The organism is bacterium (genome assembly GCA_016699995.1).
Lineage (GTDB): Bacteria > Patescibacteriota > Doudnabacteria > UBA920 > UBA920 > UBA920.
The window spans coordinates 760,568-786,227 of record CP064996.1 but is presented as its reverse complement, the minus strand read 5'-3'; the positions used below and the strand labels follow the sequence as shown (position 1 = coordinate 786,227).

26 protein-coding genes and 2 rRNA genes are annotated in these 25,660 nt (G+C 44.5%); 26 read left to right on the top strand and 2 right to left on the bottom strand.

Translation table 11 applies throughout. The features are described 5' to 3' along the window. Positions 1-9 precede the first annotated feature (9 nt). The 17 genes from IPM19_04200 to IPM19_04120 all read left to right on the top strand — a co-directional run bounded on the left by IPM19_04200 (position 10) and on the right by IPM19_04120 (position 13,945). Entirely contained in the window at positions 10-435 is a 426-nt protein-coding gene (locus IPM19_04200; GenBank protein ID QQS22800.1) for a hypothetical protein, read from the top strand. 9 nt (positions 436-444) lie between these two features. Beyond that, positions 445-1,515 carry a PilT/PilU family type 4a pilus ATPase gene (locus IPM19_04195; protein QQS22799.1) on the top strand — a complete coding sequence of 357 codons (1,071 nt, stop codon included), beginning with the start codon at positions 445-447 and terminating at the stop codon, positions 1,513-1,515. Between the two features lie 2 nt (positions 1,516-1,517). Further along, positions 1,518-2,393, top strand: a complete 876-nt coding sequence (locus tag IPM19_04190; GenBank protein QQS22798.1) for a type II secretion system F family protein — start codon at positions 1,518-1,520, stop codon at positions 2,391-2,393. Then, positions 2,314-2,721 carry a type II secretion system F family protein gene (locus IPM19_04185; GenBank protein QQS22797.1) on the top strand — a complete coding sequence of 136 codons (408 nt, stop codon included), beginning with the start codon at positions 2,314-2,316 and terminating at the stop codon, positions 2,719-2,721. Before IPM19_04190 ends, IPM19_04185 begins: the two co-directional genes overlap by 80 nt. A 134-nt stretch (positions 2,722-2,855) precedes the next feature. Further along, positions 2,856-3,266 carry a prepilin-type N-terminal cleavage/methylation domain-containing protein gene (locus IPM19_04180; protein ID QQS22796.1) on the top strand — a complete coding sequence of 137 codons (411 nt, stop codon included), beginning with the start codon at positions 2,856-2,858 and terminating at the stop codon, positions 3,264-3,266. Between the two features lie 79 nt (positions 3,267-3,345). After that, complete coding sequence (locus IPM19_04175; GenBank protein QQS22795.1) at positions 3,346-5,286, top strand: O-antigen ligase family protein; 1,941 nt, start codon at positions 3,346-3,348, stop codon at positions 5,284-5,286. Further along, on the top strand, positions 5,276-6,193 hold the full coding sequence (locus IPM19_04170; GenBank protein ID QQS22794.1) for an FkbM family methyltransferase: 918 nt from the start codon (positions 5,276-5,278) through the stop codon (positions 6,191-6,193). The genes IPM19_04175 and IPM19_04170 overlap by 11 nt, the downstream gene beginning before the upstream one ends. A gap of 9 nt (positions 6,194-6,202) precedes the next feature. Then, positions 6,203-6,892, top strand: coding sequence for a hypothetical protein (locus IPM19_04165; GenBank protein QQS22793.1), 690 nt, complete (start codon positions 6,203-6,205; stop codon positions 6,890-6,892). Between the two features lies 1 nt (position 6,893). Next, the gene (locus IPM19_04160) at positions 6,894-7,322 is read left to right on the top strand and encodes a glycosyltransferase (protein QQS23424.1); all 429 of its coding nucleotides are present in this window, start codon (positions 6,894-6,896) and stop codon (positions 7,320-7,322) included. After that, positions 7,319-8,440, top strand: a complete 1,122-nt coding sequence (locus IPM19_04155) for a glycosyltransferase (protein QQS22792.1) — start codon at positions 7,319-7,321, stop codon at positions 8,438-8,440. Before IPM19_04160 ends, IPM19_04155 begins: the two co-directional genes overlap by 4 nt. Continuing rightward, positions 8,433-9,728: a sugar transferase gene (locus tag IPM19_04150; GenBank protein ID QQS22791.1), complete on the top strand. Its 1,296-nt coding sequence runs from the start codon at positions 8,433-8,435 to the stop codon at positions 9,726-9,728. Before IPM19_04155 ends, IPM19_04150 begins: the two co-directional genes overlap by 8 nt. An 81-nt stretch (positions 9,729-9,809) precedes the next feature. Further along, positions 9,810-10,196, top strand: coding sequence for a hypothetical protein (locus IPM19_04145; protein ID QQS22790.1), 387 nt, complete (start codon positions 9,810-9,812; stop codon positions 10,194-10,196). Then, positions 10,196-11,017, top strand: coding sequence for a prepilin peptidase (locus IPM19_04140; protein ID QQS22789.1), 822 nt, complete (start codon positions 10,196-10,198; stop codon positions 11,015-11,017). Before IPM19_04145 ends, IPM19_04140 begins: the two co-directional genes overlap by 1 nt. A 30-nt stretch (positions 11,018-11,047) precedes the next feature. After that, on the top strand, positions 11,048-11,908 hold the full coding sequence (locus IPM19_04135; GenBank protein ID QQS22788.1) for a prepilin-type N-terminal cleavage/methylation domain-containing protein: 861 nt from the start codon (positions 11,048-11,050) through the stop codon (positions 11,906-11,908). Then, entirely contained in the window at positions 11,895-12,581 is a 687-nt protein-coding gene (locus tag IPM19_04130; GenBank protein QQS22787.1) for a prepilin-type N-terminal cleavage/methylation domain-containing protein, read from the top strand. Before IPM19_04135 ends, IPM19_04130 begins: the two co-directional genes overlap by 14 nt. Before the next feature lies 1 nt (position 12,582). Further along, positions 12,583-12,993, top strand: a complete 411-nt coding sequence (locus tag IPM19_04125) for a type II secretion system protein (protein QQS22786.1) — start codon at positions 12,583-12,585, stop codon at positions 12,991-12,993. A 163-nt stretch (positions 12,994-13,156) separates the two neighbouring features. After that, positions 13,157-13,945 carry a hypothetical protein gene (locus IPM19_04120; GenBank protein QQS22785.1) on the top strand — a complete coding sequence of 263 codons (789 nt, stop codon included), beginning with the start codon at positions 13,157-13,159 and terminating at the stop codon, positions 13,943-13,945. Between the two features lie 79 nt (positions 13,946-14,024). On the opposite strand, the gene IPM19_04115 is transcribed toward IPM19_04120, so the two are convergent. Next, positions 14,025-14,399 carry a LysM peptidoglycan-binding domain-containing protein gene (locus IPM19_04115; protein QQS22784.1) on the bottom strand — a complete coding sequence of 125 codons (375 nt, stop codon included), beginning with the start codon at positions 14,397-14,399 and terminating at the stop codon, positions 14,025-14,027. 90 nt (positions 14,400-14,489) lie between these two features. On the opposite strand from IPM19_04115, the gene IPM19_04110 reads away from it, so the two are divergent. Both IPM19_04110 and ligA read left to right on the top strand, forming a co-directional pair. After that, complete coding sequence (locus IPM19_04110) at positions 14,490-15,029, top strand: hypothetical protein (GenBank protein ID QQS22783.1); 540 nt, start codon at positions 14,490-14,492, stop codon at positions 15,027-15,029. Positions 15,030-15,054: 25 nt separating this feature from the next. After that, positions 15,055-16,584: an NAD-dependent DNA ligase LigA gene (gene ligA, locus IPM19_04105; GenBank protein ID QQS22782.1), complete on the top strand. Its 1,530-nt coding sequence runs from the start codon at positions 15,055-15,057 to the stop codon at positions 16,582-16,584. On the opposite strand, the gene IPM19_04100 is transcribed toward ligA, so the two are convergent. Beyond that, a complete protein-coding gene (locus tag IPM19_04100) occupies positions 16,556-16,876 on the bottom strand; it encodes a hypothetical protein (GenBank protein ID QQS22781.1) in 321 nt (106 codons plus the stop codon). The genes ligA and IPM19_04100 overlap by 29 nt on opposite strands. A gap of 658 nt (positions 16,877-17,534) precedes the next feature. Between IPM19_04100 and IPM19_04095 the strand changes: the two genes are divergently transcribed. The 7 genes from IPM19_04095 (at position 17,535) to IPM19_04065 (ending at position 25,660) form a co-directional block, all read left to right on the top strand. Next, a 23S ribosomal RNA gene (locus tag IPM19_04095) occupies positions 17,535-21,669 on the top strand. Positions 21,670-21,885: 216 nt separating this feature from the next. After that, positions 21,886-22,001 (top strand): 5S ribosomal RNA (gene rrf, locus IPM19_04090). 109 nt (positions 22,002-22,110) lie between these two features. Continuing rightward, entirely contained in the window at positions 22,111-22,287 is a 177-nt protein-coding gene (locus IPM19_04085; GenBank protein ID QQS22780.1) for a hypothetical protein, read from the top strand. A gap of 17 nt (positions 22,288-22,304) precedes the next feature. Further along, positions 22,305-22,796 carry a hypothetical protein gene (locus tag IPM19_04080; protein ID QQS22779.1) on the top strand — a complete coding sequence of 164 codons (492 nt, stop codon included), beginning with the start codon at positions 22,305-22,307 and terminating at the stop codon, positions 22,794-22,796. 140 nt (positions 22,797-22,936) lie between these two features. After that, the gene (locus IPM19_04075) at positions 22,937-23,674 is read left to right on the top strand and encodes an NTP transferase domain-containing protein (GenBank protein ID QQS22778.1); all 738 of its coding nucleotides are present in this window, start codon (positions 22,937-22,939) and stop codon (positions 23,672-23,674) included. Between the two features lie 91 nt (positions 23,675-23,765). Beyond that, positions 23,766-25,196, top strand: coding sequence for a pyruvate kinase (gene pyk / locus IPM19_04070; GenBank protein QQS22777.1), 1,431 nt, complete (start codon positions 23,766-23,768; stop codon positions 25,194-25,196). 107 nt (positions 25,197-25,303) lie between these two features. Next, positions 25,304-25,660, top strand: coding sequence for a hypothetical protein (locus IPM19_04065; GenBank protein QQS22776.1), 357 nt, complete (start codon positions 25,304-25,306; stop codon positions 25,658-25,660).

Genomic DNA, 25,660 nt, shown 5'->3' with positions numbered 1-25,660 from the left:
ACCAGCCTTATGGACGTAATAATTACCAAAAAATACTCCCTTCGCAACCAGCCATTTTATAGCCTGGTTGGCACAGTAATAGCCTTAGTGGATAGCGATACCCAGTCGCTGAGCTTTTACAGCCAAAAGCTCAAACAGGCTAATATGGACGTATCCGGGTTCGAATCTTTGAGCCAACTGGCGGATCACGTAACCAATTCTCCTGTGGATGTGGTTATCTTTAGCCCTAGTTTAGAGCGATTGTCCAGCGAGATGCAGGTGCTGGCCAGTTTCGTATCCAAGAATCCTCAACTTCCACTGTTAACTATGGCGAAAACCATGCAAGAAAAGGAAATTGATGCTATTATGAAGCTAGGTGCCAGAATGCACATTAATCGCGATTTATCCCAACCCCGCGATTTATTGGTTGCTCTGGAGCAAATTTTATTGAAATAAAAACAAACTATGTATAAAGCCAGCGAACTTGAATTAGAAAAGTTACTAGCTATTACGCTAGAACGCAATGCTTCCGACCTTCATTTGCAAGTCGGGGAGCCCCCTATTTTGCGTATCGACAGCGCTATTTACCGCTTAGAAGATTACCAAATCCTGAGCGCAGACGCAGTATCGGATTTAGTAGGCGTCATGCTCAACGATGTCCAAAAGAAGAATTTGGGCGAGCAGATGCATCTGGATTTTTCTTATTCATACAAAGATAATGCCCGTTTTCGTGTGAACGTTTACAAAGCGCAAGGGGTATGGAACGCAGCGTTTCGTTTGATTCCGACCCATATCCGCACTTTGGAAGAGCTTAATCTCCCTCCTATCCTTAAGAATTTCACTCAGTACAAGCAGGGGTTGGTCTTGGTTGTGGGTCCGACTGGTCATGGTAAGTCCACCGCTTTGGCAGCTATGATCAATGATATTAACAATACCCGCACTGAGCATATTTTAACTATCGAAGACCCGGTGGAATTTTTGTTTACCCACAAAGAGTCATTTATTTCCCAACGTGAAGTAGGCGAAGATACCCCGTCTTTTGGGCACGCTCTAAAAGCTGCTTTGCGTGAAGACATTAACGTAGTGCTGGTAGGTGAAATGCGCGATCTGGAATCTATTGCTGCAACTTTGACTTTGGCGGAAACCGGCCACTTGATCTTTGCTACCATGCACACCAACGATGCCGCACAAAGCATTGACCGTATTGTGGATGTGTTCCCTGGCGACCAGCAGGGCCAAATCCGAGCGCAGCTGGCCAACACTCTTCTGGGCGTAGCCAGCCTTCGCTTATTGCCTAAAGTCGGCGGCGGCCGTATCCCTGCTACAGAAATTATGGTTGTAAACCATGCTGTTCGCAACACCATCCGAACCAACAAGATTTATGAGATAGCAAACATCATTCATACCAGCAGCGAAGAGGGGATGGTGCCGTTGGATAAGTCTTTGGCTAAGCTCGTCCAAGAAGGCTTGGTGGAACGCAGCGTCGCAGAAAATTTTGTATTGGATAATGATTACTTCATGTCCTTGTTAGGTTAATTATGAGATTTGTATATCAAGCAAGAGATCAAAAAGGAGATTTAAAGCGCGGGTTTGTAGTTGCTGCCAACCTTGCAAAAGCAGAACAGCTATTGGCTAACAATGGCCTGATTATTATTAGCCTGGATGTTCAGAAGGAAACAATTGTTTCTAAATTTCAAAATATTCTAAACCGGGTCAGCTATAAAGACTTAGTGGTGTTTTCTCGCCAGCTGTCTACATTGTCTTCGGCGCGCGTACCGATTTTACAGTCGCTCCGTATTTTGGAAAGCCAGGTGGCTAGCAAGGGCTTGGTGGTTGTTATCCGCAATTTAATTGCCGATGTGGAAAGCGGACAAAGCCTTTCTTTGGCGATGGCGCGCAATCCGGAAGTGTTCGGCAATGTGTATATTAGCCTCGTTCGTTCCGGCGAAGCGTCCGGTAAGGTTTCCGAGAGCTTGTCTTACCTGGCTGACCAGTTAGAAAAAGATTATGAACTGCGTTCTAAGGTTAAATCGGCGTTAACCTACCCGACTTTCGTATTGTCTGCATTGGTTTTGGTAGGCGTGTTGATGTTCAAATTTGTTTTGCCTAGTTTGATTGGAGTTTTAAAAGAACAGGGCGCCGAACTGCCAATGGTGTCGCGAGGTTTAATAGCTGCAACTGATTTTTTTGAGGTCTACTGGTGGCTGGTACTTTTGGTGCTATTCGGCGGCGTATTACTGCTCCGGTATTACGTAACTACAACCCCTGGCCGATACATGTGGGATACGCTTAAAAATGAATTTCCATTAATTGGACAGCTCTTGCAAAAGATATATGGCCCGTTTTGCCCGCAACCTTGCTACTTTGGTGGCTGGAGGCATTCCTATTATTCAAGCGTTAAGAATCATCAGTGAAGTTATTAACAATGTTGTCTACAAGCAGATTATGTTAGAGGCAGCTGACCAGGTCACAAACGGTAAGAGCATTAGCGATGCCTTGGTAAAATATGAAGAATTCCCTCCATTGGTGACCCAGATGGTGCGCGTAGGCGAACAGACTGCCGAATTGGATACTATCCTCTTAAAGCTGGCTAACTTTTATGAAAAGGAAGTTGACGCTCAGATTAGTACTTTATCCAGTTTATTGGAACCGATTATCATGGTAATCCTCGGTATAGGTGTAGGTTTGTTAGTAGCCGGCGTGTTGCTGCCAATTTATAACTTGGCTAGCTCAGTAGGCTAATTTCCATTCAATATCCAACTTGTTGATAATTGCGCTTGCAGTTGCTCAACATATGGTATAATTAAGATAAGTAAATTTAATAATAGATGATCAGTTGGAGGAGCTGTGACTTCTTTAATCCAAGGAGAACGGGGGTGAATAAAGTGAAACAAAATCAAAAAGGTTTTACCTTAATCGAACTTTTGGTAGTTATTGCTATCATTGGTTTATTGGCTTCTGTAGTATTGCTCGCGCTTAACTCAGCTCGTGCTAAATCTCGTGATGCTAAGCGTGTTGCTGATGTTCGCCAAATGGTTAGCGCTTTGGAATTGTATTTCAACGACCAGAGCAGCTATCCATCTAGCGTAGGCCAATTGGTCTCTGCTGGTTACTTAGGTGGTGTTCCAACTCCGCCGAGCCCAGTTGACGGTACCTGTGGTACCACTGCTTACACTTACACTCAAGTTGGTAGCGGTACTGGTTACACTATCACTTTCTGTGTAGGAGCTACTACTGGTGGTTTGGGTGGGGGTACTCACACTGCTTCACCAGCCGGTATTCAGTAATTCTCAGCTGATTGAAACAAAATTAAAACCAGCCTTCGGGCTGGTTTTTTTGTATCCCCGGCCAGTGTATAATTAAGTCATGTCAGTAATCGTTGAGAGATTCCCAATTTTAAAAAATCCGGCCAGCGGGTTTTTAGTTTTGGTGCTAGCCATAACTTCCCTAGCTACGGTCGGAGCATTTCAGGAAGGGGTAGAACTTCCCAAATTGATTGTCTGGTTGACGGGTCTGGGTACACTGCTTTTTATTTTGGTTTTTTCCAAGCCGCAAAGAGTTTTAAAACTTCCTAAATGGTTGGGGTATTTATCAGTCCCATTTTTCATCTTTTTAGTGTTGGGGCCAATTTTTTCTTTGGATCCTATTAATTCCATTTTTGGTACTTATCCGCGGTTTATAAATTCCGCAATATTCTTCTTAACCTGGTGGGTCTTTATAATCGTTCTGGGCTTTTATTCGGTTAAAGAAAAATACGGCATGCTGCAAGTGTTGGTTTTGATGAGCGGTTTGATCGGCCTGTGGGGAATCATCCAAAGCTTCGGCTTTGGATACTACGGAGGATTGTATGAAGGTGTTAGAAGCGCGATCCCTAGCTTTTTGGGTAATCCCAATTTTTCTTCCATGTTTGTTGTTGTTACTATCCCGGTGCAAGTCTGGCTCCTCTCCAATTCTAAGAACCGCTCCGCGTTGATATACTATTTTGCTATTTTTGCAATCAGCCTGGTGAGCCTGATGATTTTTAACAGCCGCGGCGCCATGCTTGGACTGGCTGCCGCTATGATCTCCGGGATACTGATTCTTATCTATTCAAAAAAGTTTAAATGGGCCATTTTTGTGGGGTCAATATTTGTTTTGTCCGCTGCTAGCTACTGGACTTACTATCAAATAACACGGGTTGAAGTGCCTACTGTAGAAACTAGCACTAGCGACCGATCAATTGGCAGCCGCTGGCTGATTTGGGAAATCGCGGCTAACGAAATTGCTGCCCACCCTCTGTTTGGTCACGGTTTTGGAAATTATTTTTTAGCATTTCGGGCCAGCCAGCATCCGGCTCTGACCAGCACTGAGTGGTTTGACGACGCGCATAGCGTTATTCTGCAACAGGCCTCCAGCGCGGGATTGCCTTTGACGCTTTCTATGCTTGCTATCATTGGAGCGGCCGCCTTGGCGAGTTTGAAGAGGTGGTTTGTGGCCAGAGATGCTGCTGCTGGCGCTGTCGCGGCTTCTATCGCGATCTGGCTATTGGTGGGCAGTTTTACCCCAGTTTCTCTCCCTAATTGGATATTGCTCGCGGTGCTTACAGCAACTGGCTTAAGTTATATCTCCGGAGTTTGGAGTATAGGCTTAAAATTTTGGCTCAAGTCTATTTTGATTATGCTCGGAATAGGATTTATCGTTTTTGGTGGATCCATGCTAGCCAGCGAATTAATGCTAAGGCAATCCGGTATTTATCTGAACGCTAAAGATTATAGCGCCGCAGAGCTTATGGCTAAGAAATCAGTTTCTTTTTACCCTTATAATATGAATGCGCGTCTGTCTGTGCTTAAGGCCCAGCTGGAACAGGGCAAGCATGACCTTGTCGAAGCCGGCTTAGAGCAGTTGCAGGATCAGCATCCTTCCTCGGCGGGGGTTTACCAATCTGTTGCTGATTATTATATTCAGATGTATCAGAAAGTTAATAATGACAATTATCGCACAAAGGCTGTGGCGGCCACCCAGAACATGATTGCGCACAATGGCAATTACGAGCCCACGCTGCGAGTCGCAGTAATTAACATGATCCGTACCAGCGAATTTCAAAAGGCCAACGAATATGCCCGGCGCGCGATAGTGTTCGATGATGGCAACTACAACACCTGGCTGTTTTTGGCCCAGACCGAATTCTATTTGCAAGATCGCGAAGGAACCCTTCATGCTTTGGCTGAGGCATTTAAAATTAATCCTCATCGGCGCCTTAAAGGTGTGATAGACTCAATAAAACAGGCCCCAGACTTAAACCAAATCAATTTTCCAAATGACCTTTAATTTACTAGCAAAATTTGAACAAGCTCAGTCTAAAGAGAAAGAACTTCATTCTATTTTCCGGGGTTCGGTATTAGGAAAGCTGCGCTATTATCCATGGCGGGCATTAGTTACAAAGGTTCTGTTCAAATTTATGCCAAATCTGCAAAGTAGCTGGGTGGTAAAGAACACTTTGTTTACCGGTCAGGATTTTTATACCGAAGGCTATTTTATGGATTATTATCTGTGCGGAATCATCGGCGAGGAAAATGAAACTAACCTGACCAAATGGATGCTCAAAAATATAAAGGATCAGGAAGTATTTTTTGATATCGGCGCCCACTACGGTTTTTACAGCTTAGTGGTTGAGGCGTCTACACAGGGCGCGAGTAAAATTTATTCATTTGAGCCGACTCCCAGCACTCGCAAGATACTGCTTAAGAACACCAAGCCCTTTGCAAATATTCAGGTTGTGCCTAAGGCCGTAGTTGAACGCTCCGGGGAGAGGAACCTGAATGTTTACACTGCCGGGGGGAAGCGCGGCTCCAATTCATTCTACGCAGAAGAGGCCTTGTCGATTACGCAGTCAGAAACCAAGCTGGAATCGGTACCGGTGGAAACCACAACTATAGATGAATTTAGCTCCGAAAACAGCCTGCGGCCGACTTTTATTAAATTGGACATAGAAAATGCAGAGCTCGATGCTTTGCGGGGCGGGATGAATATTTTGCGCACCGTTAGGCCTAAACTGGCCATGGAAGTCTGGCCTGGTCCGAACAACTCCCGCCACAAGGAAGCAGCTTTTTTGCTTTTACAGTTAGGCTATAAACTGTACGAACTGGATAGCAGTGGCGATGAGAACCAGATTGAGGATCTTGAAGTATGGTTTGAAGGGGTAAGTAAGACAGAAAATTTGATCGGGCATTTTTAGCATGCAGTTATGACCATAGGAATAGACTTAACCATTTTTCGCACTTACCAGGGCACCGAAGTTTTTACAGAAAACATTATCGGCGCTTTGGCCAGAATTGGCAGCGGACATAAAATTATTATATACAAGGGCAGCCAGCAGTTTTTAGAATTGGATAAGCTATCAGAAACCGTGTCCGATCGGGTGAGGGTAGTTAACTTTTATAGGCTTAGAAATTCGGCGGGAGTAATTTTTACCCAGCAAGTTTTAATGCCCTTTTATGCGGCGGTCCACAGAGTAAATGTATTGTATAGTCCGTCGCCGTTTTTTAGTTTTTGGCACCATGCAGCAAGGTCAACACTATTCATGATGCAGCTTACAAGCGCTTTAAGGAATTTAGAAATTTGCTTTCCCGGGCCTACATCCAGCTCAGTTTCCTGCTCAGCCCAATGTGTAAAAAGGATTATTACAGTTTCCGATTTCTCCAAGCAGGAACTGGTTTCGCAGTATGGGTTCGATCCTTATAAAGTTGCGGTGGTCAAAGAGGCTGTGCCGCATTTGCCGCACGTGGACACGTCAGAAGACAGTCCAGTGCTGGCAAAATTCAAATTAAAACCAAAAGCTTATTTGTTTTATGTGGGTAGTCTCAATCCGCGCAAGAACATTGCCGGAATGATCCAAGGCTTACGCCGAATATGCCAAGTCCCATCCCGAATCTGAGCTGGCGTTTGCTCTGGCCGGTAATCAGAACCAGGACTTTGCAAATTTGCAGGCTCTGCTAGCGGAGCTGGAAATGGGAGAAAGAATCAGATTTTTGGGTTTTGTAAGCAACCAGGAAAAAGTAAGCTTAATTCGCAACTCTGCGGCGATGTACTTTGCCTCCTTTTATGAAGGTTTTGGGCTGCCTATCTTGGAAGCTCAGAGCTTGGCCGTTCCGGTAATAACGTCCAATACGACTTCCATGCCGGAAGTAGCAGGCGAGGGCGCTATTTTGGTAGATCCAAATGACATTAAAGACTTGGAAGAGGCAATTGCCCGTGTACTGCAACCAGAAGCCTCTGCAGCTTTGATCAGGGCAGGGCAATCTAATATAACCCGTTTTAGCTGGGAACAAGCTGCTCAAATATTATTGCAAACGTTTGCCAAATGAAGATTCTTCAGGTAAATAAATATTTTCATCCTCACATTGGTGGGATAGAGACAGTGGTCAGAGATATCCACCAGGTTTTTGGCAATGAGAATATTGAAGGCGATGTGCTGTGTTTCGCAGAAGACAAGCACGACTCTGTCGAGGTAGCGCGTTCGGGCTTTAATGGCAGCGCTAATACAATCTACAGGCAAAGCAGGGCAGGGGTGGCTTTTGGCATGCCGCTGTCGTGGAGCTTTCTAAAAAAATTTAAGGAGATAGCAGGCAATTATGATCTGATCATTTTGCACCACCCCTTTCCATTCGGCTTCTTTGCTTACTGGCTCTACGCCCAAAACAAACCTATGGTGGTTTGGTATCATTCCGATATTGTTAGGCAAAAAGCCATGGCTATGTTTATTAGGCCGCTACTAAAAATGGTTCTGCAAAAAGCTTTACGGGTGATTGTATCTCATGAAGCAATTGCTGAGAATTCTAATTTACTAAATAATTGTAGGAGTAAGCTTATAGTTATTCCATTTTTGGGTGGACAGTTGCCTGCTAAAAAAGTGAATGAGAAAGGTTCGGGTAACTCCGCTAATCAGATTGTCCAGATTTTGTCCGTTGGCAGGTTGGTATACTATAAAGGCTATGAATATTTGATTAAAGCCATGGCTGGCGTGGATGCAGAGCTTGCCATAGTTGGCCAAGGGCCATTGAGAAAACAGCTAAAGGATTTAATCAAAGATTTAGAGTTAGTTAATGTAAGAATTATCCCACCGGTTGCTGATTTGTCCGCGCTTTACGCCGATAGCGATATATTTGTACTGCCGTCGATTGCTAAATCCGAAGCCTTTGGGTTGGTTCAGCTGGAGGCTATGTCGCACGGCCTGCCGGTAATTAATACTAATCTTCCGACCGCTGTTCCTACAGTTAGTCTGCACGAGTACACAGGTCTAACGGTTAGGCCGGCTGATGAATCTGCTTTGCGTCAAGCGATAATGAGATTAACAGATGATCCTGAGTTGCGTCACAGGTATGGGCAGGCAGCTTTGGCCAGAGTGACCGGAGAGTACAGCTATGGCAGATTCAGGGAAAACCTCAAGAAATTGATCGAGTTAACAATTATTGACCATGAATAGATTTTGGTTACTAATAGCGCCAGCATTGCTGTTCTTTTATGCGGGCTTGGTGTTGACTATTATGATTTGGTATCCAGGCGGTTTGCCGCAACAGGGGTGGCAAGACCACTTAGTGCATTTTTCGGTGATCTATGCGATATGGCTGGTGGTGTTATTCATATATACCTTATTTGACCTTGCTACCTTCCGTTCTACCTTGCTGGTTATTTCACGCTTGCTGGGCGCGATGCTTACTTGCGGTATAATAGCTGTGGCTTATTTTTACTTTCAGCCGGAATTAATTCTAACACCAAGACGCTTCTTAGTGGTTCATTTGCTAATCACCACCCTGGGCTTGGCTTTATGGTATAGTTTGATCCAGAATATCCTTCCGAGGATTTGGAAAAAGCATTTGTATTTGCATCCGTTGGTGTATGAGCAAAACTTGCATGTTGGTATAGAACAGTATTTAGATGTGCACCGGACTTTGGGCTGGCGGTTTGCTGGTAGGTATGATTTGGATTCTTTAGATATTCACTTGAATAGAGCAACAGTAATTTTACCTGTTGATTTTTCCTTAAACGATTCCGAATTGCGCAGCTTATTTGAGCATAAGCGGCAAGGTGTGGAATTTTTGGAATACCACAAATTTATAGAACTTACTCAGCGCATGGTTCCTTTAGAAAAGGTAAGCGAGATATGGTTTTTACGCTCGGTCAATTATGCTCCACGGCGCTTGAGCGATGCCATTAAGCGGGTGTTAGATTTAGTAGTTGGTGCACTAGGAAGTCTGCTGTTGGCTATATTGCTGCCTTTCTTGTTCGTAATAATCAAATTAGATTCTACCGGGCCGGTATTTTTCGTTCAGCAACGGATCGGACAAGGCGGAAAGCCTTTTAACGTTTTCAAACTTCGAACCATGACCTCCGGCAGTCCAACAGATATCTGGACTCAAGAACAAGATAAGCGCATCACTCGAGTGGGCAAGTTTTTGCGCAGGCTTCGCGTGGATGAACTGCCTCAATTTTGGAACATCTTCTTAGGCAACATGAGCCTTGTGGGTCCGCGGCCAGAGCAGACGGCGATCGTAGAAAGTCTTGTTGAGCAGATCCCTTATTACAACGAACGCCATATTGTTAAGCCTGGTCTTACCGGCTGGAGCCAGCTGCATGTGTATGCCAATTCTGTAGAGGGAACTAGGCTTAAATTGCAATATGATTTTTATTATATCAAGCATCGCAGCCTGTGGTTTGATCTAGAAATTATCCTTAGGACAATCTTTCATATTCTCAGTCTTCAAGGTCGGTAAAGAAAAAGAGGCACAGGCTTTACGGGCGTATTTTTGGTTTTGAGATAACCTAAACCTGGGTATAAATGTTATAATATATGCATGAATAAGTTGAAAATACTTAAGTATTCCGCAGGGGTCATTTTTATAGCGCTGGCAGTATTGCTATTATGGTGGGCTTACCGCGCGGGTCAGCACGCTGGCCAAAGCCGGCAGGCAGTTAAAGACGCTAACGCCATAAAACAAGCATTGGAATATTTTTATCAGGACCAAAATCGCTACCCGGCAACAGACGAGTTTAAAGACGATAATCTTATGCGCCAATACGTGAGCGGCTTTCCTCCTAAGCAATATCCTTCTGAGCAATGCCCTGCGACGTTTCAGTACTCCAATAATTTTAGAAACGACTATGAATTGCGACTTTGTCTCACTAAAGGAGTCAGCGGTTTTAAGGAAGGCGTAAACATCATTAAAGCTCCAGTAAAATAATGGAAACACATCCTCTTATTTTACTGGCGGTTTTTTTATTTGGTTGGTTTATCGGCAGCTTCTTAAATGTTCTCATATGGCGATTGCCGCGGGATCAGAAAATTACCGGCCGTTCCCAGTGCCCACATTGTAAGCATGTTCTGGGATGGCAAGATTTGGTTCCTGTGTTTAGCTATCTAGTTTCTGGCGGCAAGTGCCGTTATTGCAAGAAGAAGGTTTCTTTGCGATATCCTTTAATCGAGCTTATTACCGGGGCTTTATTTGTTCTGGCGGTAATTCTGGTGTCGCCTATTGCTTATAACTGGCTAATCGACAGCGTACTCATTGTGAGGTATTGGTTTATTTTTTCCGTGCTGTTAATCGTTTTTATTATCGACCTAGAACATTATTTAATTTTAAACAAGGTAGTATATCCAGCGACGGCGGTACTGCTGGTGATGGTTGCGTTTTTTGGATGGTATTCCGGCATGTCGCTGGATGGGCAAGGGTTGTATCTCTTAAACAGCCTTCTTGGCATGATTGCCGGTTTTGTTCCTTTCTATATTTTACATAAAATTTCCAAGGGTAAATGGATGGGCTTGGGTGATGCCAAGCTGGGCTTGTTTTTGGGGGCGATGTTTGGGTTTCCGCAGATATGGGTATGTTATTTTATTGCTTTTTTGTTAGGCAGTGCAGTATCTTTGCCGCTGCTTATTGCCGGAAAGAAAGAGCTCACAAGCAAAATTCCGTTTGGTACCTTTTTATCGGTAGCTGCCCTGATCACTATAGTGTTTGGTTTGCAGTTGGCTAACTGGTACTTTGGCTTAATTGGCCTAGTTTAATTGTGTTATACTTAAGAAAAGCTCAAAACTATGAGAAATCAAAAGACAAACCGACAAAAAGGTTTTACCGTCATCGAATTGATGGTGGTATTTGTGATTATGGTGCTGTTAACTAGCGCCGGCATTGTAATTTGGAACCAGCAAAAGCCTCGCCGGACTTTAGCAATTGCCCAGAATGAAACTATTACTAACCTTCGTAAGGTGCAAGCTTACGCCGTTTCTTCCCGTAACTTGCCGACCGGCGAAGCTCCAAAGTATTATCTGACCCGCTTCGAAGGCGGTGCGTCTTCTTATACTGTCCACGCGATTGCTAGCACATCTTTTTCTTACTATGATGTTGAAACGATAAACCTACCGTCAGGTGTTACTGCGGGCGATATAACGCTCAGAGATTCGTCCGGTGTTGAGACAGATTATAAGTGTGCCTTTGTTATTTCTGGTGTTGTTTTTGGAAAAACATATTTGTACGGTTCAAGTATTTGCGATTCCAGCATTTCGGCAGTTGCTCAAAATTTCCCAGAACTAGCTCCCTGGGCGAACTACAGCATGGATTTAACATTGTCTCATTCTCAGGACGGCAGTTCCAAGGTTTTAAAGGTGCATGGCTTGAGTGGAAAAGTTGAGCAAGCAGAACCAGGACCAAACTTTTTAGGTGGTCCAGCAATCGATAATCCTGGCGACGGCGATGGAAACGGTGATGGGAGTGGTGGCGGTCAATACGGTGGTGGAGGTAGAGATGGGACCGGCGATGTTACCGGCGGCGGCGATGAGACAGTAGATCCACCACTTCCTCCGGAATGTACTGAAGGCGGGTTTTATAGAATTCTGGTGGAGACTGTTCGGACGTTGTTAGCTTCAAGTTATAAGTGCTATACGAATGTTAGTCGATGAAAATTTAAAAACAAATCAGCGTGGACAAACCTTAATCGAGACCATGGTCGCGGCTTTAGTTTTGACCATGGGAATTTCTGCGGCTGTTGGACTGGCTGTATATGGCTTAAATGCCACTAGCGGCATCTCTAAACAGCTTCAGGCTACGGGATTGGCCCGTGAAGGCATGGAGGCTGTAAAAAACATGCGAGATACCAACTGGCTAAGAACCAGTCTTAGCACTAATTGTTTTGATTTTTACACCCAGACCGATGCCGGCAATTGCTATCAGGGGTGGCTAAATGGGGCTGGCGGGGGTTACAGCATTTTCCCGGGTGGTGCTATTTCTAGAACTTATAGACTGGGTTTTAATGCTAACAGCAACAATGAACACTCTTACTGGGAACTTACTCAAACCAATAGCGGCTATGGCCTGGACTATGATACTAGCAATCTCGCGACCGGTTTTTTTAAGCCAAGCGCAGATAGTACCGGTGATTCTGGATTCAGCCGTAAAATCACTTTGACTACAGAGGATTTTCCTCCTTTTGACCAATCAACCGGGCCGAGGGTAAGAGTGCGGGTGGATGTTTGGTGGACAGACAAGCGATGTCCGGCATCTGCTGATGTTCCTACGAGTAATTCTTGTTTGATTACTTTAGAAACCTATCTAACTAACTGGAAGAATTATTAGCATGTCTCAACGTTTAATTCATAAAAAGCAGTTTGGATTCACCTTAGTAGAAATTATTGTTGCTACCGGGATTTTTGCCATGGTTATCTCCGCCGTATTGGTGCTCTTCAATTATGTTCTGCGCATCAATCGTGAGGTGCAGGCAAAGCGTCAGGTTTCGCAAGCGGCCCGCAACTTTACAGAGGTATTGTCTAGGGAAATCCGCAATGGGCGTGTGGATTACAATGGAAGCGGCAATTGTGCAGCGAGTAATTATGCTAATAATGCCAACCAGTCTTTGGCTATTATCACCTATACGGGAGACAGGCTATGCTTCTACTTTAAAACTGACACGAAAGAGCTGATGCTCCGCAGAGATACTTCTTCCACGTCAACGGAAGAGTCAATTAATCCTCAGAACTTTAACGATTAATCCGGATACTTTTAGATTTATTGTTAGGCCAACAACAGATCCTTTAAGTAATAATAAAGGCGTCCAGCCAATGGTAACGATCTTTAGCCAGCTTTCAGGGTATACGAAGGCTTGCGCGACGAGTCAGTTATTAATTATCAGAGCACAATCTCTACCGATGCATATGACATTCCACCTCTATAAGAACCATAAGCAAGAAGGGGTATCGCTAATGATGGCGGTGCTTGTGTTGGCAGCTATAACTGCTATCGTGTTCAGCTTGGCGACTATCGTCTTTATAGAACTTCGGGCTTCCCGCGACCTGGTTCGCAGCGAACCTAACTTGTATGCGACTTTGGGCGTAACCGAAGAGGCCTTGTTTCAGTACAAACGCTATGTTAACGAGCGTAGTGACGGTGATAACGTTACGCTAATGGATGTGCCTTCCTGCTTCCCCTCCAGAAACGGGATATGCTTGATAGGCAACGTGAGACTAGAGCTTCCCACAGAAAAAGACGGTGATCCTCAGCCTTTGGATTTTGACGAAACTCCTAAACTGACAACTATTTTTGCCGGGGAGACACAAGTATTTCCTTTATACTCGTTAAATGACTATAGCTTGCAGTATGGATTAATCCGGTTGCAGCGGGTTGCGGTAGGCAATACAGGTCAACTTCGCATTAGCTTGCGCGGCATACCTAAAGACCCCGAAGCCGGAGAAACTACTACCGATTATGGTAATCTATCAGAAGGACCGCCGATGTCTATTTCCACTTTTTTCCCCGATTATCAGTATGAGCTGATCGTTCAGAATACGGATCCGGTGAATAACGTTCAATTGAATATCACTTCTTATGCTGCCGATGGGGCTACCGCAAAGGGCCTACCGTTTATAGGAAAAAAAGTATTGAAGGTCGTGGCGAATTATTTGGGATTAACCAGAACCTATACCGTATATATTCCTGTGCCCTAGTTACCCGCCGAATTCATTATTCTCAAATCTTGAATGGAATTTAAAAAGACCCGCATATGACGGGTCTTTAGTTTTTGACTTATTGCTTTGGAATTTTTAGAGTCTGGCCGACCCGCAGAGGGAAGGGCGCCTCTAGGTTGTTTAGAGTGGCTAGGGCAGTCCATTGTACTCCGTGGTCCTTACTGATAGTGAACAATGTATCTCCGGATTTTACTTTATATTCGGTAAATGCCGCTTCTTGGCCAGAGTTGTCTATCGCGCCTAGTACTTGCGGCTGTTCTAGAGGGGCGTCATCGCCGGATAGGAGTAGGTAACCGGCGCGGATTACGAGAATTGAGCTTAGGGCGAGGAAAATTCCTCCGCCAATTTTGAAGAAATTAACGTTTAATCCCTGGCGTCCTACGCCCCAGCGGAGTCTGGGAGAAAGTTTGATTTTGTTTCGGTTTGGGTTCATGTCAGTAAATTTATTTTATCACAAATTGATCAAAATTTGATGGGCTACTTATCCCCATCGCGGGCATTTTTCCGGTATAATATAAGTAATATGAGTAAACAATTGACTTTAATCGAGGCAAAAAAGAGAATTCAGAAACTTCAAGAGCAGATCGAAGACATGCGCTATCGATATCATGTTTTGGACGACCCTCGAGTGAGCGATGATGTATATGATTCTTTGTCTCGCGAGCTGAGAGAGATAGAAGATCAATTTCCAGAACTTAGAGATCAAAATTCTCCGACTAACCGCGTCGCCGGCAGGCCGCTGGATAAGTTTGTCAAAGTTAAGCATGCGGTGCGCATGCTATCTTTGACTGATGTGTTTAGTTTAGAAGAGCTAAAGCAATGGCAGCAGCGAGTGGTTAAGATTTTAACAGATGCCGGCCGGAGCGCCGACGCAAAAGATCTGCAGTATTTTTGCGAACTTAAGCTGGACGGCTTGGCTATCTCTTTAATTTATGAAGATGGTGTATTGATCCGTGCTGCAACCCGCGGCGACGGGTTTATAGGCGAGGATGTGACTCTTAATGCACGTACGATTCGAGCCATTCCCTTAAAGCTCCGCATGCCGAAAAACATTAATCATTAAATTCGGAAGATTACCAGCCGAAGCTGTGGAAGTTCGTGGAGAAGTTGTCATGTCCCGCAAGGCTTTTGTTGAGCTTAATAAGATGTATGCAAAAGCAAGCAGGCCTTTATTGGCTAATACCCGCAACAGTGCGGCAGGGAGCATGCGCCAACTGGATTCGCGCCTGGCAGCTGAGCGCCGTTTGGATTTTTTTGCCTGGGATATCGCTCAGATTGATGAATCTTGGCAGAAGCAGTTGCACAGGCATAATGAAGAGCATGACCTGTTAAGGGAATTTGGATTTAAAGTGGACAGTCATGAATTGGTGGCTAATAAGTTTTCGGATATTCAAGAATTTATAGAGGAAGTAGGCAAAAAGCGAGAGAGGTTTAATTATGGTACCGATGGCGTGGTTATCTCCGTTGATGATTTAGGGCTTCATCCGGTTTTGGGTGTGGTTGGCAAGGCACCACGTTATATGGTTGCATTCAAGTATCCTGCAGAAAAGGCTACTACTCAGGTTCTGGACATTAAAGTGAATGTTGGCCGCACAGGGGTGCTGACTCCTTTTGCAGTATTTAAGCCCACTATAGTAGCGGGTTCTACCATAAGCAAGGCTACTTTGCATAACATGGATCAGGTGGCACGCTTGGGAGTGAAGATTGGCGATACAGTGGTCATAGAAAAGGCCGGCGACGTTATTCCGGCCGTAGTAGAAGCATTGCCGAAACTGCGAACCGGAAAAGAAAAGGCTTTTGCAATGCCAAAGCAGTGCCCGGTCTGCGGGGGGAAAGTAGAAAAGCAGATGATCGGCGGCGTTGCAAAATCTGGCAGTACAAGTAAGGTATCTGCAGCTTACTACTGTACCAATCCAAGCTGTCCGGCTAAAAACCAGCGGGCCATGGAGCATTTTGTAAATGCATTTGAGATCTATACTATTGGCCCCAAGATCATTACTCGGTTTAAGGACGAAGGTTTAATCTCTGACGCCGCCGATTTATTTGCTCTTGAAGTCGGCGATATTAATACGCTCGAACGTTTCGGCGAGAAGAGCGCCGAAAATATTATCGCCTCTATTAATGAGCATAGAAAAATTCCTTTAGCCAGATTTATTTATGCTTTAGGAATTAATAATGTGGGCGAACAAACTAGCGAGGACTTAGCAGATCATTTCGGATCTCTAGAAAAGTTAATGGCTGCATCAGAAGATCAGATTAATAATGTGGAAAATATTGGACCGGTGGTGTCGCGCAGTGTGGCAGAATTTTTTAAACATAAAGAGAACCAAAAGTTTATAGCCAAGTTGTTCAACAACGGCGTGTCTATAATCAATCCGGCTAAAAAGCAGGCTGGTAAATTCACCGGTAAGACTTTTGTCATTACAGGAACTTTGGAAACTCTGAGTCGCGACGAAGCAAAAGCGAAGATCAAGTCTTTGGGTGGTAAGACCGCGAGAGTTTTTTTTGGGGGGGGCGGGGTTCAATATAAAAAAATGAGGGGGTTGGGGTTTTTTTTTTTTTTGAAGGGACCGGACTTTCAAATATTTATTAAAAAAAGTTTGGGGGGTTTTTTTTAGCGTGTAAAAATAAAATACGAGTTTCGTGGCTGCTTTTTCGAGAGAGTCCCGACACCTGATCAATAATTTTACTTGAAAAAGCTGCATTCTCCAAAAAGCTGGATTGTGGTCCCAGAGATACCTTGGACGAACCAGCTTTTGAAACTGATTCAATGAAATTATAAGACCCTCTTGCCAAAATTTTCCAAGTCTTGTCACATGTTGAATTTCTAGGATCCGGTTTATTTTGGCTGGGTTTTGGGGTGACATTTTCTTGGGCAGATAAATGACCGTTTTTCTTCAAAATTTCCATGAAAAACCCTTGACAAGGCATCCTCTATATATTAATATGCCTATAAGATTTATTTCTTAAAGAAACACGACAAAATATGTTAAAGACTACATTAACTCTTAACTCTCCGCGGTTTATGTAACTAGCGCTTTTTAACGCCTAGCTTACACCGCGATTTGCGGTTTTTTTGTCGCCAAAATTTGTTTCTCCACCCGTTCTTTCAAACACAATTTTCTAATCAGGTATTTACTGCTCTCAGGTATGTAGCCCTTCCATTAATTCTTAGGGAATCAGGCGAGATGTTACCGGATGCTAACTTAGTTAGCAGAGCAGTAGTTATCTGACTGGAAATATTTCTGTGCCTCGTTCAATCTTCAACTGGAAAGTTGTCGTTCGAGTCACCAGTTCGCTCTATAATATAGAGCAAGCCGAAATCAGTCATGTACTTTGAAAACTAAATAGTGGTAATTTGTTCTGTCTTCAACCAACAGAACAATATTGTAAGTAAAATCATAAGCGGGCTGAAAAGCTCGCAGAGTGAGAATAATAAATTAAGTACAGCGAATAGATGTTGTACTGAACCAATTATCAAACATTGTATCCGACGAGTAATTTGTTTTTACGAATTGCTTGTCAAAACTTTTGGCGCAAGCCAAAAATAATTCTGTATAATCTTGTAGATTAAAACAGAGAAGGGTATATGGTGGATGCCTTGGTACTATGAGCCGATGAAAGACGCGATAGCCGGCGATACGCTTCGGGGAGGTGGCAATAACCTTTGATCCGGAGATTTCTGAATAGGGAAACCTATGCATTTGAAGAATGCATGCCTTTATACCGTGGGGTATAAATGAGCGGGAACCATGCGAAGTGAAACATCTCAGTAGCATGAGGAAAATAAAGAAAGAGTGCGCAAGCACTTGTCGATTCCGTTAGTAGTGGCGAGCGAACGCGGAGATATATAGAAATTTATTCATCGTACACCTATGCTGGTGTCTGGTGAATAAATTATCTATTAGCCCAAACCTTTACTGTGTTATTTTTTCAAACTAGTTTACTAGCGAGATTAAATTTAAAGCTTACTGGCGTTGCAGTATAGGCGTTATAAGAATTGACGTTGCGGAACAGTAATTCCGCAGAGGAACATTAGTGTGCTATGTAGCAGAACACGCCTGGAAAGGCGGACCAAAGAGGGTGACAGTCCCGTATAGTGAAACATCATACAATTCCTGATCTTTTTCTTGAGTAAGTCCAGACACGAGAAATCTGGACTGAATTAGCGTAGACTAATACGTAAGGCTAAATACTCATAGTGACCGATAGTGAACGAGTACCGTGAGGGAAAGGTGAAAAGCACCCCGGAAGGGGAATGAAATAGTCTCTGAAACCATATACTTACAAGGAGTCGAAGACCTAACGCTCGGGCTTGCCCGCAGCGCAGGTTAACGGCGTGCCTATTGAAGAATGATCCAACGAGTTAGTTGTGTGTGGCTTAACTAAGTGTTAACAAACACGAAGTTGTAGTGAAAGCGAGGATTAATAGTCCGTATAAAGATATATTCAGTTTTCAGTTTCGACTGGACGCTGAATATACTCTTTAATGTCGCACGCGCTAGACCCGAAACCCGAGTGAGCTACCCATGGCCAGGATGAACGTTGTGTAAAAGCAACGGGAGGTCCGAACCCACTGTTGCTGCAAAAACAGGGGATGAGCTGTGGGTCGAAGAGAAATTCTAATCGAACCGGGTGATAGCTGGTTCTCCTCGAAATAACTTTAGGGTTAGCGTCACGTGTTCCTCACAGAGGTAGAGCACTGAATCGGACTCCGGTGGGAAACTGTCGGATTCGAACCAAACTCCGAATTCTGATGAATAAATAACGTGGCAGTTAGACCATGGGCTCTAAGGTCCATTGGTCGAATGGAGAAGAATCCACACCGCCGTCTAAGGCCCCCAAATCCTAGCTATAGTGCAAAGGATGTGGGATTGCTCATACAACCAGGAGGTTGGCTTAGAAGCAGCCATCCTTTAAAGAAAGCGTAACAGCTCACTGGTCAAGCGATCCTGCGCCGACAATATATAGGGGCTAAGCTAGGTGCCGAAGACGCGGGTTATGCATAAATTTATTTTTGTATAGCGGTAGAGGAGCGTTGTGTACTGGGCAGAAGCGAGACCCGTAAGGGCTCGTGGACTGTGCACAAGTGAGAATGTTGGAATAAGTAATATATATAGGGGTGAGAATCCCCTTCGCCGAATATCCAAGGTTTCCTGGGCAACGATCGTCGTCCCAGGGTTAGTCGATCCTAAGAGTGCGCCCCAAGGGGTGCATCCGATGGAAAACAGGGTTGATATTCCCTGACCAGTTATGCGTTATCCAAGACGGGACGCATCATGGTAGCCTGAGCGTACTCTGACTATGTACGTCGCTGTATCCGTAGGGAGAAATTCTAGGCAAATCCGGAATTTCAAACTGGGCTTAAGTCCTCCGGGACTTTAGCTTGGTGTAATCTCGAAGATATGGAGAAAGCTCGCAAGAGCAATTTGGGTGAACCAAGGTGCCAAGAAAAGCGTCGTGGTTACGCGTGTAACTGTCCGTACCGCAAACCGACACAGGTGGATGAGGAGAGAATCCTAAGGCGTCCGGATCAATGTTCGTTAAGGAACTCGGCAATACAGCAGGTGTACCTTCGGTATATACCTTGCCTGTTTGCATGCTGGGTAAATGGAAAAAAGAAAAATATAAAAGTTAATGACGCACGTAGCTCAGTGTACGAAGATTAGGCATCTACCCGGGTAGATCCTAGTTATTACGACTTGGGTAGAGCGCTGCCTTGATACGGCAGAGGTCAGGGGTTCAATCCCTCTCGTGTGTCCCACTTTTGTTTCGGCCATACTGCCAATTCTGGAATTCTTCCGGTAGGTAAGAATAGCACCGCCTCATACTTTCAAGGGGGTGAAGCGAGTGCCGGTAGGCCGTGGTGAGCAAAGCTTCTAAGCTGCAGTAAAACAATGACGCCGCCCGGCTCAGTTGTTAAGAGGCTTTGCTCACCTAATTTCTAGGTGAATATAACTGCTATCTAGCGGTTGTCTTCCCATTCCATTTCTTGTTCGTCGTACGGAACCCTCCTTCCGACGAGCTGCGGAGTCTAAAATAATCGTAAACTAAACGCTTGGTGCCAAGCTAGGTCAAGGTTACGAAAAACTTTAGTCTCCGCCCATTTACCCAGCATGTTAAACAGGCCGCAGCGAATGACCTCTCCCGACTGTTTATCAAAAACTTAGGTCCGTGCTAAAGCGCAAGCTGATGTATACGGGCTGATGCCTGGCCAGTGTCAGAAGGTCAAAGCTCCTGGGGCAACCTCGGAGCCCAAGCCCTGATGAACGCCGGCGGTAACTATAACCGTCCTATGGTAGCGAAATTCCTTGTCGTGTAAGTTACGACCCGCACGAATGGCATAACGAGTAGAGGACTGTCTTAACGAACACTCCGATGAACTTACAATGGCGGTAAAGATGCCGTCTACCCGCAGCAAGACGGAAAGACCCTATGAAGCTTAACTATAGCGTGTTATTGAATCAGTGTTTACACTGTTTAGTATAGGTGGGAGCCTTTGAAGTTGTCGCGCTAGCGACAATGGAGGCAATAGTGAAATACCACCCTGTGTGAATGTTGATTCTAACTTGATTCTAACCTGATCAAGGACAGTGGCTCGTGGGTAGTTTAACTGGGGCGGTTGCCTCCTAAATGGTAACGGAGGCGTTTATTAAGGTAGGCTAGGCGCGGATGGAAATCGCGCTGGTAGTGCAAACGCATAAGCCTGCTTGACTGCAAGAGTGGCGACTCGCGCAGGTGGGAAACCAGAAGTTAGTGATCCGATGCGTTCGAGTGGAAGACGCAAAGCCCAACGGATAAAAGTTACTCTAGGGATAACAGGCTGATCTTCTCCAATAGTCCACATAGACGAGAAGGTTTGGCACCTTAACTTAATCGGGGTGCTATGAGAGCGATCTCATACTGTGGTCTTTCGTCCGTCTTAGAATAGGTAAAACTATTCTAGATATAATAGAAAGAAAATAAAATCGGCTTATAACGGTGAACCCGTAAGTAATACTGTGGTATGTTAGAAAAGTATTACACGGCGATACCGTGGGAAGTCGCGCTAGTATTAGCGTTGACCCCGTAACGACTGACTCGAAAGAGGAGACTTTGTCGGCTACATAATGAGTAGCGCAAGGTAACACGCCGACTCTTATCATGTTGCTTAGCAACATAAACAAACAGACTATGGCCTACCAGCCTAACGTCGTTGATAAGATGAAGATATAGTCTGCACCATATGAAAGTATGGATTCAGGTACGATGTCGGCTCATCACGTCCTGGGGGTGAAGAAGCTCCCAAGGGTTTGGCTGTTCGCCAATTAAAGTGGTACGCGAGCTGGGTTCAAAACGTCGTGAGACAGTTTGGTCCTTATCTGCTGTGGGTGTACGAAACTTGAGTGGGCGCGTCTCTAGTACGAGAGGACCGAGATGCATATACCTCTGGTGTACCCGTTGTTCCTTCAGGAGCATGGCGGGGTAGCTAGGTATAGTTTAGATAAGCGCTGAAAGCATATAAGCGCGAAGCTGTCCATAAGACTAGGTTTCGTTGTATCCTTCGGGATACGAAAGGTTCGCAGAAGACTACTGCGTATTTCAATCAATATTTTTTATGAAGGGCTTGCCTGGATTAAAAAGTGGCGATTTTATAGGTTGCAGGTGTAAGTTTAGTAATAAATTGAGCCGAGCAATACTAATCAACCGAAAGTTCTAATCTATTTCTTTCTTTTTAGAAAGGGATTATACGAATCATTGACAAGCAATTTGTAATAGCAAATCGCGGTTAATGTTTGAGTGTCTTGCAATAGAGTATGGTGCTGGTTTAAAACCGGCAAAACTCGTTACCACTATTTAGTTTTCAAAGTTAAAAGGTTAAATGCCTTCTAGCTGGTAGTTTCTCTTTTACGGCTTGCCGTAATAGCAGGAATTGCCAGCCGGGTGGCATTTACAGTGCGGTCCTACCTGATCCCATCCCGAACTCAGCAGTAAAACGCGCTCGTGCCGATGATAGTCTGGTGCATGCCAGTGCAAAAGTAGGTAGCTGCCCTTTAACAATAAACTCGCCCTAAAGGCGGGTTTTTTGTTTAGCTATGACGGTTTGCAAGGGTGCGGGAATTTGATATATTAAGAAAACAACAGTTGCAGAGGAGGATGGTGGTATGGAATGGTATTGGAGCCCTTACACTCAGATTATTATCGGCGCGTTTTTCATTTTTACAGGCGTGTTGAGAGGTCACAGGCTTCATCGGAGTTTCAGGGACTTCGGGTGGCACTCTATTTACATCGTTTGGGGAATCTTTCATGTCATTCTAGCTATCGCAATTGCTGCAAAATAGAAACCGTAGGAGGAATTATGAGAATGACTTTGTGCGGCAGCATGTCCGCATACAGCGAAATGGAGAGGATCCAGAAAGAATTAATTGGCTTTGGTCACGAAGTTAAGATTCCTGAACTGGCGTTAGAAGTGCCGGAAAGTTACGGCGGCGGCAGGAAGCTATACTTTGGCGAGTACATCCGAAACAATGGCAGCATAGACGCTTTCCCAGCAGGTCACGAAATTTGGAATCTTAAAGAAGGTGCGGTTAGGGACCACTTTGAGAAGATCGAATGGTGTGACAATATTCTGGTTGTTAACGAGGAGAAGCACGGCCTTGAAGGCTATGTAGGCGGCAATACTCTTATAGAGATCGGGTTAGCCTTCTATCTTAAGAAAGGCATATTCATTCTCCGCGAGGTGGCACCGCAACTCACCTACAAACAGGAGATCATGGGCATGAAGCCGTGGATTCTGGATGGCAGCTTATGGCCTTTTCGCAAGCAGTGTGAGCAACGAGAGATTGCATAAGCTGAAATCCGACAAAGTCTTTTAGCTTTTTGCCTTTCTAAAGCTTAATTCAACAGCCTAGTTCCTAGGCTTTTTTTATTGTCTCGAAATTGATATAATTGCCTTAGCTTAAGCCTTACTTAAGCATTTTTTATAACTATATGTCACAGCAAATTGTAATTCTTGCCGCAGGCAAAGGCACCCGTATGGGCGGAGAAATTCCTAAAGTTTTATTGCCCTTGAATATCGGAGAGCCTATTATTTTACATCTATTGAATGAGATCAAAGGCCTGCCTCAGGACACCAAGCCGGTAATAGTGGTTGGCTTTAAAAAAGAGATGGTAATGGATGCTCTTGGTGATGAATATATTTATGTCACTCAGTTTGATCAAAAAGGAACCGGCCACGCGGTACTTTCTGCCAAAGATCAAATAGTGGCGGAGAATTTTATAGTGCTAAATGGTGACATGCCTTTTACCACCAAAGAGTCGTTACAGAAATTAATTGATTCTCACCATCAAAACCGCTCTGTTGTCTCTATGGTCACTGTTAAACTCGAAAATTTCGAAGGTGGCAACAAATATTTCTCTAGTTGGGGAAGAATTATTCGCAACGCGGCTGGCGAAGTAAACAAGATACGTGAATTTAAAGACAGCACCGATCAAGAAAGGCTCATTACAGAAGTTAACACCGGAACTTATATGTTCAACTCAGTATGGATTTGGGATAAGCTTGCTCAGATCACCGATGATAATAATCAGCATGAATTTTATTTAACCGATATCATTGAGCTGGCCATTAAAGACGGAAAAAAAGTGAATTCTTTATCTATCGATCCTAAGGAAGCTTACGGAATTAACAATCCAGAAGATTTAGATTTCGCTCGTAAACTGCTTTAAAATCTTCTTGCTCGGCATTATTGCGCTTATCTAAGGCGTAAATTGCCAAGTTTTTCTTTTTGCTATAATTAAAAGGTAATTAAAAAACTTTATGAAGCGAACAAAAATCATAGCAACGATCGGACCGAGCAGTGAAGATCCAAAAATTTTAACAAAAATGGTAGCGAACGGGATGAATGTGGCCCGCCTTAATTTTTCTCATGGCAGTTATGCAAACCATCAACAGTTGATGCAGACCATCCGGGACGCTTCTAAGAAACTGGACAAGCCGGTAGCTATCTTGCAGGATCTTCAGGGTCCTAAAATCCGAATTGGAGAATTAGAGAAGCCTGTCGCTATAAAAAAGGGTCAGACAGTTATGCTGGGCAGGGATTTTGATATGGACTTCGATATTAGCCGTTCTGTTAAGCGGGGCGAGCGCATTTTAATAGAAGATGGATTAATGGAACTTAAGGTGGTAAGTGTGGCGCCGAGCAGGGTTGGCTCTAAGACTCATGGGAAGATCACTTGCAAGGTTGTTAACGGAGGAGTGGTGAAATCTCACAAGGGCGTTAACTTACCAGACAGTACTATTACATTCCCGATTATCACTAACAAGGATTTGGCTGACCTAAAGTTTGGGTTAGAAAATGACGTGGATTACGTCGCGCTATCGTTCGTTCGCAATGGCGCTGATATTCGCAATTTGCGAAAACTGATAAACAAGCATTTGCGCAAAGGCGGCTCCGCTCCAAAGATTATTGCGAAGATCGAACGCAAGGAGGCCGTGGAAAATTTCGATCGTATCCTGCGGGAGGCCGACGGTATTATGGTAGCACGTGGCGACTTGGGCGTAGAGATTGCGGACTCGCAAGTGCCGATGATCCAAAAGGATTTAATTTCGCGATGCAACAGCGTAGCTAAACCGGTTATCGTGGCGACCCAAATGCTCGATTCCATGATCCGCAACCCACGTCCTACGCGCGCCGAAGTTTCCGACGTTGCGAATGCAGTTATAGACCACGCCGACGCAGTAATGCTTTCTGGCGAAAGCGCCACCGGCAGTTATCCAATCGAAGCTGTGGCCGAAATGCGCCGCATCATAGAAGACACAGAAAATTCCCCTTACGATGATATGCCGGCCCAGCCGTTTAGCATGGAGGCCGAGATAGAAGATTACAAGGCTTCCTTAATTGCTGGCGCTGTTCTGCGTTTGGCGATTGGTGTCGGGGCAGAAGCAATTATCGGTACTACCGAGAGCGGCTACACCGCCCGCTTTGTTTCTCGCGAACGGCCCGTGGCCCCGATCTTAATTCTTACAGACAGGCCTAAAGTATATCGGCAGATGGCATTATTCTGGGGGATTAGGCCTTTATACGTAAAAAGCTTAACGGCCTTAAAGAATGTGGAAGGATTGTTGGAATATTTTGTAGCGGAGGCGAAAAGGTTGAAGCTAATTCATAAAGGGCAGAAAGTTGTATTGGTCGCGGGGAATCCGTTAGGACAGCGCATGAACTTAGTTCAGGCCGTGAATGTAAAATAAATTCAATCGAAGGCTTGCTCTGTAAAGCAGGCCTTTTATTTTTTGTCAGATTATGCTATAATAGAGCCAGATTTAAGACTTGAAATAAAAATATAAATAACAATCTAATGACTTCCAATCTCCGCAATTATTTTGCAGTAATTCTTTTGGTATCTTCTGTGATAATCGGACAATTTGCATCTGTCCCTTTTGTTTTTTCGGCAACTTTGCTGTCGGATGACTTTACTGGTACGACGATCGACACGAATAAATGGCAAGAAATTGATACAGGCGGTTCTGGTGGGACAACCGGCAACATTCAACAGAACGGCACCTTAACTGCTTCCCAGGGTTTTGCTGGAAGTGTATGGGGCACAAATGCTTTAACGTCGGTTGATACATTTGACTCGGACACTTTAGAAGTCTCCGCCAGAATTACCAGAGGCTCAGACGCGCTACTGGGATATGGTGATTATAATTTCTAA